General features: G+C 40.8%; 7 protein-coding genes and 1 pseudogene. 4 read left to right on the top strand and 4 right to left on the bottom strand.

Annotation, left to right across the window (positions count from 1 at the left end; translation table 11 throughout):
- Positions 1 to 498 precede the first annotated feature (498 nt).
- On the top strand, positions 499 to 1,914 hold the full coding sequence (locus tag A9Y75_RS16510) for a glycosyltransferase family 2 protein (protein WP_071190941.1): 1,416 nt from the start codon (positions 499 to 501) through the stop codon (positions 1,912 to 1,914).
- Between the two features lie 331 nt (positions 1,915 to 2,245).
- Here the strand turns inward: A9Y75_RS16510 and tnpA are convergent, their stop codons facing one another.
- Positions 2,246 to 2,647 (bottom strand): IS200/IS605 family transposase, encoded by a 402-nt coding sequence (tnpA, locus tag A9Y75_RS16515; RefSeq protein ID WP_071190642.1) that lies wholly within the window; start codon positions 2,645 to 2,647, stop codon positions 2,246 to 2,248.
- A 50-nt stretch (positions 2,648 to 2,697) separates the two neighbouring features.
- On the opposite strand from tnpA, the gene A9Y75_RS16520 reads away from it, so the two are divergent.
- Positions 2,698 to 3,912: an RNA-guided endonuclease TnpB family protein gene (locus A9Y75_RS16520; protein ID WP_071190643.1), complete on the top strand. Its 1,215-nt coding sequence runs from the start codon at positions 2,698 to 2,700 to the stop codon at positions 3,910 to 3,912.
- Here the strand turns inward: A9Y75_RS16520 and A9Y75_RS16525 are convergent.
- Positions 3,890 to 4,441: a DUF2231 domain-containing protein gene (locus A9Y75_RS16525; protein ID WP_071190644.1), complete on the bottom strand. Its 552-nt coding sequence runs from the start codon at positions 4,439 to 4,441 to the stop codon at positions 3,890 to 3,892. The genes A9Y75_RS16520 and A9Y75_RS16525 overlap by 23 nt on opposite strands.
- Positions 4,442 to 4,776: 335 nt before the next feature.
- On the opposite strand from A9Y75_RS16525, the gene A9Y75_RS16530 reads away from it, so the two are divergent.
- A complete protein-coding gene (locus tag A9Y75_RS16530; RefSeq protein ID WP_071190645.1) occupies positions 4,777 to 5,832 on the top strand; it encodes a hemerythrin domain-containing protein in 1,056 nt (351 codons plus the stop codon).
- Between the two features lie 318 nt (positions 5,833 to 6,150).
- On the opposite strand, the gene A9Y75_RS16535 is transcribed toward A9Y75_RS16530, so the two are convergent.
- Positions 6,151 to 6,465, bottom strand: coding sequence for a chromosome segregation ATPase (locus tag A9Y75_RS16535; protein WP_071190646.1), 315 nt, complete (start codon positions 6,463 to 6,465; stop codon positions 6,151 to 6,153).
- 281 nt (positions 6,466 to 6,746) lie between these two features.
- Positions 6,747 to 7,166, bottom strand: a complete 420-nt coding sequence (locus A9Y75_RS16540) for a hypothetical protein (protein WP_143046443.1) — start codon at positions 7,164 to 7,166, stop codon at positions 6,747 to 6,749.
- A 128-nt stretch (positions 7,167 to 7,294) separates the two neighbouring features.
- Between A9Y75_RS16540 and A9Y75_RS16545 the strand changes: the two are divergent.
- Positions 7,295 to 7,574 (top strand): annotated as a pseudogene (locus A9Y75_RS16545) (Zn-dependent protease with chaperone function); the annotation flags it as partial.

Below are 7,574 nucleotides of genomic sequence, written 5' to 3' on the forward strand. Positions count from 1 at the left end.
ATACCAATTGCAAACTTGATGGCGATAGATGGAATAGCCAAAATCTTATCTAGTAAGCCTTTGACTATGCAAAATCGAAAATCTAAACTCGAAAATGGTATGAGTTGATTGCTGATGATCGGATGAAAGGTAGGACTTACGCCGTAGATTCACTAGTAATTTTAGTAACTTAATCTGACTATGACAAAGCCGCTGCTGGGTTTAATCCTAGTTGAGACAAGGCGTAAATATTTGTAGTTGGATCAGGCAGGAGGAAAGAGAGTGTCAGAAAGAGACGGGGACACGGAGAAAGAGGGACACGGAGACACGGGGACACGGGGACACGGGGATAATCTCTCCGCGTCACCGCGTCTCCCCATCTGGAGAGTCTTCTTCGGTCAACAAGAAACGCAGAAGGAACAGAATGTGTTCCAAACTCCGCGTCATCTTTTCAAAATTTGGGAAATACATCCCTTGATGTATATTAAGGACAAATACTGGTTTTTGAATCAAGTAACTATGCCAGCGAATTCCTGGCCCGAAGAGGACTCTTACAACGAATCGCACGATCCCCTTAATCCTCTGTTGTCCGACCTATCGGCAGAAGAGGAGTCAGTGGTAGAGCCAGATGCCGTGTATTTACCATCATCTCAGTTTCCAGGACGTAGACCCAAAGCCGCTCTAGTATTGACTATAGTCTGGAGTGGTACGATCGCTCTGCATTTAGTTTCCTGGGGTTCCATTTTTATACTAGGACTGACAACGGTCTTAGGCATTCATGCTTTGGGTATTATCTTTGCTAGACCCCGCCACCACGCTAAAGAAATACAAGGAGATTTACCTTCTGTTTCTGTGTTGGTTGCAGCAAAAAATGAGGAAGCTGTTATTGCTAGATTAGTCAAAAATCTATGTAGTCTAGAATACTCCAATGGAGAATATGAAGTCTGGATTATTGATGATAATAGTACTGACAGCACACCGCAGTTACTAGCTGAACTAACGCAGGAATATAAACAGCTTAAGGTTCTCAGGCGTTCTCCCCAAGCCGGTGGCGGTAAGTCGGGAGCCTTGAATCAGGTGCTACCGATGACTAAAGGAGACATCATTGCCGTATTTGATGCAGATGCTCAAGTCAATCCAGATTTACTGCTACAAGTAGTGCCTTTATTTCAAAAAGAACAGGTGGGGGCGGTGCAGGTGCGAAAAGCGATCGCCAACGCTAAAGAAAATTTTTGGACTAAAGGACAAATGGCAGAAATGGCAGTTGATATCTGGTTCCAACAACAACGGACTGCCATTGGTGGACTAGGTGAACTGCGGGGTAATGGTCAATTTGTCCGTCGTCAAGCTTTGGCAAGCTGCGGTGGCTGGAATGAAGAAACCATCACCGATGATTTGGATTTGACAATTCGCCTAAATCTAGATAAATGGGATATTGAATGTATGTTCTATCCCCCAGTGCAAGAAGAAGGTGTGACAACTGCGATCTCTCTTTGGCATCAGCGCAACCGTTGGGCAGAAGGCGGCTATCAGCGCTATTTAGATTATTGGAATCTGATCCTCCAAAACCGCATGGGTACGCGGAAAACCTGGGATTTGCTGATCTTTCTGCTGATCATGTATATCTTGCCGACAGCAGCAGTACCAGATTTATTAATGGCGATCGTTCGTCATCGTCCACCCATGTTCAGTTCTGTTACTGGCTTGTCTGTAACAATGTCAGTAGTAGGAATGTTTGCCGGCTTAAAGCGGATACGTCAAGATCAGGAATTGAATATCTCTACTCATTTTCTGTTTCTACTGCAAACCCTGCGCGGCAGTATATATATGCTGCACTGGTTAGTAGTCATGAGTAGTACTACTGCTCGGATGTCAGTCCGTCCAAAACGCTTAAAATGGGTAAAAACTGTGCATACAGGCGTTGAAAAACAATGATTTGACAATCCGATACACTCCTAATCCCCCTTTGTAAGGGGGATATTTTTTTCTCGTTATATCGAATCCGGATCATCACTTATAGCAGGTGACAGGTGACAGGGAACAGTCTGAAAAGTCTTTTGGTGTCTAGGTTTTATAATCAGTTGGTGTCCTAACCGCCCTGTCCGTTGCTATATTATTAAAAACTCTCCGTGTCCCCGCATCTCCGTGTTTCCGTGTCCCCGCGTCCCCGTTTCGTCCCCAAGGATAAGTCTTAAACCGGACTTGATATTACCGACTTGTAACTGAACCTGGGTTATCAGAAAAATGGGTTTAAAACCCCGTCGTTCTAAGACGGCTTTTCTTGATTCTGAATATATTTTTTAAGAACTTCAAGTGGCGCACCTCCAACTGACGACACAAAGTAACTAGGACTCCAAAGAGCCTGTTTGCCATAAGGTTTAGGGTATCCAGCTTGACCATATCTACGACTGGATACACCTTTTAAGGCATTAACGATTTGAGATATAGAAATTTTAGGCGGAAACTCGATTACTGCGTGAATGTGGTCTGATTCTCCGTTAAATTCAAGTATTTGAAAATCCATTTTTTTGGCTACTTCTACAAATGATTTGTGGATTAATTCAAGGCTTTCATTGGTAAAAATTTTTCTCCTATACTTAGTAACGCAGACCAAATGTATTTTTAGGTCTGAAACGCTATGTCTTTCATGCCTTAACCCACTTGCCATCTATGACCAACCAATGTAGAATATTTTAACAGACCAATCCTAACATAAATATGAAAGCTAGGTATCAGTACAGATTCTATCCAACAGACCAACAACAGCAGAATTTAGCCCGGTTGTTTGGATGTGTTCGGGTTGTCTGGAATGATGCTCTAGCTTTCTGCAAGCAATCTGTTAGCGAAGCGGTCGAGCGGGTACGCTCGACAAAATTGCCAGGGTACAACAAACTCTCGGCAATGCTTACCCAATCTAAAAAGACTGATGAAAGAAAATGGCTATCTGATGTTTCTTCAGTGCCATTACAGCAGTCTCTTAGACATTTAGATACTGCTTACAAAAACTTTTTCAATTCTCTTAAAGGTAAGAGAAAAGGGAAAAAGGTTGGTACGCCTAGATTCAAGAAGAAAACTAACTCACAATCAGCAGAGTTCACCAAAGCAGGTTTTTCTGTAAAAGATGGAGAAGTTTACTTAGCCAAAATTGGGACAATTAAACCAATATGGTCAAGAGAATTACCCTCCCAAGCGAGCTCAGTCACGGTTATTAAAGATGGCGCTAACCGATATTTTCTTAGCTTTGTAGTAGAAATTGAACCCAGAATTACTGTTGCTAAAAACCAAAGCATAGGTATTGACTTGGGTGTGAAAACTTTTGCTGTCATGAGTAATGGAGAAAAAGCTTTAAGCCCTGATTACTCAAAGCATGACCGCAAAATCCGTAAACTACAGAGAAAGTTAGCACGACAACAAAAAGACTCAAGAAGGAGAAACAAAACTCGTATCAAAATTGCTAAATTACACAATCAAATTGCTGATACTAGGAAAGACTTCTTGCATAAGTTGTCAACCAAAATAGTTAGCGATAACCAAGTAATTATTTTGGAAGATTTGAATGTGTCAGGGATGGTCAAAAACCGTAGACTATCTAGGGTAATTAGTTTACAGGGGTGGCGAGAATTTAGAAACCAATGCGCGGCTAAATCAGAAAAGTTTAATCGTGATTTCCGAGTAATAGATAGATGGCAACCAACAAGCCAAGTATGCTCATGCTGTGGTTTTCGTTGGGGTAAAATCGACCTTTCTGTTCGCTCAATACTTTGCTTAAGTTGCGGCACTGAACAAGAAAGGGATGAAAACGCATCTAGAAATATAGAAATGGTCGGCATGGGGCATCGGCACGACCTAAAACGGGCAGGGAGTGACTGTCAGACTACTTCGGTAGCAAGTTACTATGAACTGTCAAGAATCACCGAGGTAGAACCTCGGTGAGTATGTCAAGGCGATAGGAGAGTTCTGCACCAAACCAACCGGTAATGCTAGTTAATGTCCCCACAATCAGGGAGAGGATCAGTCCCCCTGGTAAGATACTCTCCTCTGGATCTCCTAAGCGGAGGAGAAAGTTGATGGTTGTGAACACTAGGATAGAAATGTTAAGAATCAAGTGCGCCCAGCCTGCGGTGCGTTTGCGAACTCGTTCGATTTGTAAAAAATCGCTCATCCCAATCACTGAAGCGATAATCCCAGTCACTAATCCCAGTCCAATTAACCATAGCGAAGCCCTAGCCCAGAAAAAATCACGAGTTAACCAATAGCCGAAGTCACTGCCTAGGGCGGCGGCTAAGAAGGCAATGGGAAAGATTATACTTAGGGGGTGTAAGGGATGTCCTGCGATAGCTTCGCTCGCCGCAGGCATCGCGACTGTGCTGGGTACGCCACTATCTTGATACTCTCTATCGTCACTTTCAATAATTGGTGGGAGATTAGGGAACGGTGTGGAAGTTGTTTCTGTAGTTTCCATTATTTAGCATCCTCATTATTAAGCAGTAGGAATTTTCTCGACATCGGCTTCTGCCCAAAATCTCAAATCTAAAATCGACAATGGGATTAATTTCCTGTTTAACTATCTTTGAGTCAATCTAGAAGATTCAGCTAAAAAAATTATCTATCTAGTGATTGAACCGAGAGGATAAATTTAGATATCTGGCTTAAGAATGATCATAAAATTAAGAATTATTTTTAATTTTCCACCCTAAGTTGACAAAGGTATCGTTCCAAAGAAAGATGAAAGCTTCCTCTTATCTATGTCAATCTATTAACAGTAATCAATCATGTTTTTTTTGAGGAGAACCCAAAATGGTAGCTACTTTAGATGATACCAAGCGTAATGCTATTGCGGTAAAATTGGCAGATATGAAGTTACTTCAACAGTTGCTCATTCAAAATGAGGAACTATTTTTGAGAGAATCGGCTGATCGGGAAGTGACCGATAATATCCGCAAAATGCTGGATGACGACCGCAAAAATCAAGGAATTCTAGAAACTGTAGTTATTCAATACGGCATTCAAAAAGAAGCGGATAAAACAGTACAAGAAATGGTGAACAAGGTTCGCCAACTAATGCAAGGTAATGAATTAAGCTTTTTTGAAAAAGTATTTCAGCATGAATTGCTGAAGCATCAACAAGTAATGAACGGCTTGACAATTCACAAAGCTGCACAGATAGTTGGTGCTGACGTGATGGCAGCAATTGGTTCTTTAAATACTATTAACTTTGAGAACCGCGCCCACCAAGAACAACTTAAAGGAATTCTCGAAATTTTGGGTGTGCGGGAACTGACTGGACAAGATGCAGATCAAGGAATTTGGGGGCGTGTACAAGATGCAATCGCTGCAATTAGCGGTGCTGTAGGTAGTGCTGTTACCCAAAATTCTGACAAACAAGATATGAACATCCAAGATGCTCTGCGTATGGATCACAATAAAGTAAATATCCTGTTTACACAATTGTTACAAAGCAACGATTCACAAAAAATTCAAGAATACTTTGGGCAACTTTATAAGGATATCAGCGCTCATGCTGCTGCCGAAGAGGAAGTTGTCTACCCCAGAGTCAGGCCTTTTTATGGTGATGCTGATACCCAAGAATTATATGATGAACAAGCAAGCTGGCGGATTATCTTGGATCAACTCAAAGGTATTAGCCCCACTGCACCTGAATTTAAGGAAAGAATCAGACGCTTGATGGACGATGTTACGGATCATGTGCGCCAAGAAGAAAGCACAATGTTTGCAGCAATTCGCAACAATTTAAGTTCTCAACAGAGTGAGGAATTAGCTACACAATTCAAAGCTGCTAAAAGCCGAATTCAACAAGAAATGGGCGGAACTAAAGCTGGCGCAAGAGTTTAATATAGTGCTGCTGAGTAATATATTCATGTTTTTTTAATAGCTAAACATTAGATTGCATTACTTTGATGTAGTGCGATTTTTTCTTATTGTAATACAGCAGATTGCAGGAGTCAGTAGAGACGTTTCGCCGAAACGTCTTCAATTCTGCTGTAAGTAGGTGGGCGTTAAAAATTGTCGTTGGGGCAAGGGAACAGGGAATAGGGAACAGGGAACAGGGAACAGGGAACAGGAAGAGAGCTTTGGGCGATTTTACTTTTCTTCACATACCTTTAAATTTTTCTGTTAACCTACTTATGTTCTATTTAATCATCAGACAATTTACCCAATGCCTAACATTCGATTAACCTGTTCTGACTGTAAGGGTTTACGTTCTATATTCTGAAAACATTCAACTTTTTTTAGGTAGGTAGAGGCGTTTTTGAAATTACTAAGATTCAGTAAAACCATATCTTCATATACTGATTCTTGGGGAATTTTAATATCTAAAACTAATTCTTCTAGTTTATTTTGGTCGATCATAAATTTCAGATATTTTAAAAAGACTTCCCGCTTTTTAGAACGCACAGTTAACAAGTACCAATTATTACTAATAGGTTGTGGTGATGAAGATTCTAGGGGTTCTATTGATGGCATGGTATAGGTGAAGTTTATGGTGAAATGAAAAGCTTTAAGTTGCTTTTGGCATTGTCTTGATGAATAGCGGCTAAAAATGGATTTTTTAACTTACTATTAATCAAAATAGTATAGCAATAATTTTCTATAGTTTCACCTCTATAGCAATCCTATCTGTTGATCTGGTACAATGCCGACGGTGGGCAAAGCCATTGCTCGTCGGCATAACTAGCAAATGGGGTTAAGTAGAAGAAGATCGGATTATAGCAATCTCTGTCTCAAAGTTAAGGAAATGTTCCCACTTAACTACCTTCACCAATCGCAATAAAATTAAAAGCTGACTTTTCTTGGGTAACTACCAGTTCTGGAGAAGCTGTGCCTGATTGTTGTTTAATTCCCAAATCCCAGATGGCAACTTTACATTTTTCGGTAGTGATTTCTTTAACAATGATTTGATTATCAGCACCCCAATCCTTTAAAGTAGCCACTACGCTGGGGGGTTCAACAAAAGGTTCTAAAAAAGTAATTAAATAGATTCCCGCTTCTGGTGATTCAACCTTAAATCCTGCTCCAGTTTGCTTTGTTCCATCGTCACTAACTGTGCCGTAAATAATTTTTTGTGCCATGTTTTTACCTTCAGATAATATATTTGCGTAGAGGGAGTTAGAGCGAAGCAATAATACAACATCTAAAACATCACATACTTCTAAATAATTTGTCAATGTATAAAATTAATAATTTTTTTAATATCAATTGATTAAATAATGTTACAGACAATTAAATTAATTAAATATTAATTCCTTGTTAAAAATATCATATTAGGTGACAATTTATTGTATGCGATAAGTAGGTGGGCGTTAAAAATTGTCGTTGGGGCAAGGGAACAGGGAATAGGGAACAGGGAACAGGGAACAGGGAACAGGGAACAGGGAACAGGGAACAGGGAACAGGGAACAGGGAACAGGGAACAGGGAACAGGGAACAGGGAACAGGGAACAGGGAACAGGGAACAGGGAACAGGGAACAGGGAACAGGGAACAGGGAACAGGGAACAGGGAACAGGGAACAGGGAACAGGGAACAGGGAACAGGGAACAGGGAACAGGGAACAGGGAACTTCTTCACATACCT

Origin of the sequence: Trichormus sp. NMC-1, from assembly GCF_001858025.1 — a bacterium.
GTDB lineage: Bacteria > Cyanobacteriota > Cyanobacteriia > Cyanobacteriales > Nostocaceae > Anabaena.

Bases quoted from the DNA above. Each gene is read 5' to 3' on its own strand.
- A9Y75_RS16510 (WP_071190941.1), top strand. From the start codon at position 499: ATGCCAGCGAATTCCTGGCCCGAAGAGGACTCTTACAACGAATCGCAC.
- tnpA (WP_071190642.1), bottom strand. From the start codon at position 2,647: ATGGCAAGTGGGTTAAGGCATGAAAGACATAGCGTTTCAGACCTAAAA.
- A9Y75_RS16520 (WP_071190643.1), top strand. From the start codon at position 2,698: ATGAAAGCTAGGTATCAGTACAGATTCTATCCAACAGACCAACAACAG.
- A9Y75_RS16525 (WP_071190644.1), bottom strand. From the start codon at position 4,441: ATGGAAACTACAGAAACAACTTCCACACCGTTCCCTAATCTCCCACCA.
- A9Y75_RS16530 (WP_071190645.1), top strand. From the start codon at position 4,777: ATGGTAGCTACTTTAGATGATACCAAGCGTAATGCTATTGCGGTAAAA.
- A9Y75_RS16535 (WP_071190646.1), bottom strand. From the start codon at position 6,465: ATGCCATCAATAGAACCCCTAGAATCTTCATCACCACAACCTATTAGT.